Origin of the sequence: Fictibacillus macauensis ZFHKF-1, from assembly GCF_000269865.1 — a bacterium.
GTDB lineage: Bacteria > Bacillota > Bacilli > Bacillales > Fictibacillaceae > Fictibacillus_C > Fictibacillus_C macauensis.
Genome location: NZ_AKKV01000001.1, coordinates 1 through 1,233 on the forward strand (window position 1 = coordinate 1; position 1,233 = coordinate 1,233).

General features: G+C 60.7%; 1 pseudogene. It reads right to left on the bottom strand.

The annotated features are described in order from the left end of the window. Positions 1-123: 123 nt before the first annotated feature. Positions 124-1,233, bottom strand: a pseudogene (locus tag A374_RS19700) (IS3 family transposase); the annotation flags it as partial.

The window sequence follows — 1,233 nt, forward strand, 5'->3', positions numbered from 1 at the left end:
GGAACGCGCGACATCCAGCCAGACCGCATCCGCCAGATGCATAGCATCGTGTTCGTCGTCAGAACATTCGGCACAACTCGCGGCGTAGATTAGCGGAGTGCGGGCCTCGTCTGGGGGTTGATGTTAGGCGGCGAGCTTGCGGTGCTGCAAGCGCCGATATTCGATGGTCTGTCGCTTGATCCTTTCTCGTCGTTCGATGATGGCCGGGGCCCTGCCGAAGTAGGCGTCGGCGGGCGTCACGTTATTTAGGCTCTCGTGATAGCGCTGGTGATTGTAATGTTCGACGAAGGCCTCGATCTGGGCTTCGAGGTCGCCGGGCAGGAAGTAGTTCTCCAGCAGGATGCGGTTTTTCAGGGTCTGGTGCCAGCGCTCGATCTTGCCCTGGGTTTGCGGGTGCATGGGAGCGCCGCGGACATGGCTCATTTTGTTGGCCTCGATATATTCGGCCAGTTCGCCGGCGATGTAGCTGGGGCCGTTATCGCTGAGCAGCCGGGGCTTGTGCAGCACCGTGGCGCTGTCACAGCCGGAAGCCGCCAAGGCGAGGTCCAGCGTTTCGGTTACATCCTCGGCACGCATGTTGGTGCACAACTTCCAGGCAATGATATAGCGCGAGAAGTCGTCGAGCACGGTCGAGAGGTACATCCAGCCCCACCCGATGATCTTGAAGTAGGTGAAGTCGGTCTGCCACATCTCGTTCGGGCGGGTAGTCTTGGTGTGGAACTGATCGGCGGCCTTTATCACGACATAGGCCGGACTGGTGATCAGATCGTGCGCCTTGAGCAGGCGGTAAACCGTGGATTCCGATACGAAGTAGCGCTTCTCGTCGGTGAAGCGCACCGCCAGTTCGCGGGGGCTGAGATTGGTCGCGTCGGCTTCCAGCGCCATTTCGATGATCTGGTTCTGGATGTCGTCACCGATGCGGTTCCACACGCGGCTCGGCGCCGATGGCCGATCCTGTAACGCTTCCGGCCCGCCCCCAAGATAACGGTCATACCAACGGTAGAACGTCCGGCGGGCGATGCCGAGCTTGTCCAGCGTGCGTTTGGCGGGCAGGTGCGACTGCTCGACGATCCGGATGATCTCGAGCTTTTCGGATGCGGGATACCTCATTCGTCGTCGCCCCCATCCGCGATCATGCTTTTTTTCAGCAGACGGTTTTCGAGTGTCAGGTCGGCCACGCATTCCTTCAGGGCACGCGCTTCACGGCGCAGATCCTGCACCTCGCCGGTGGTC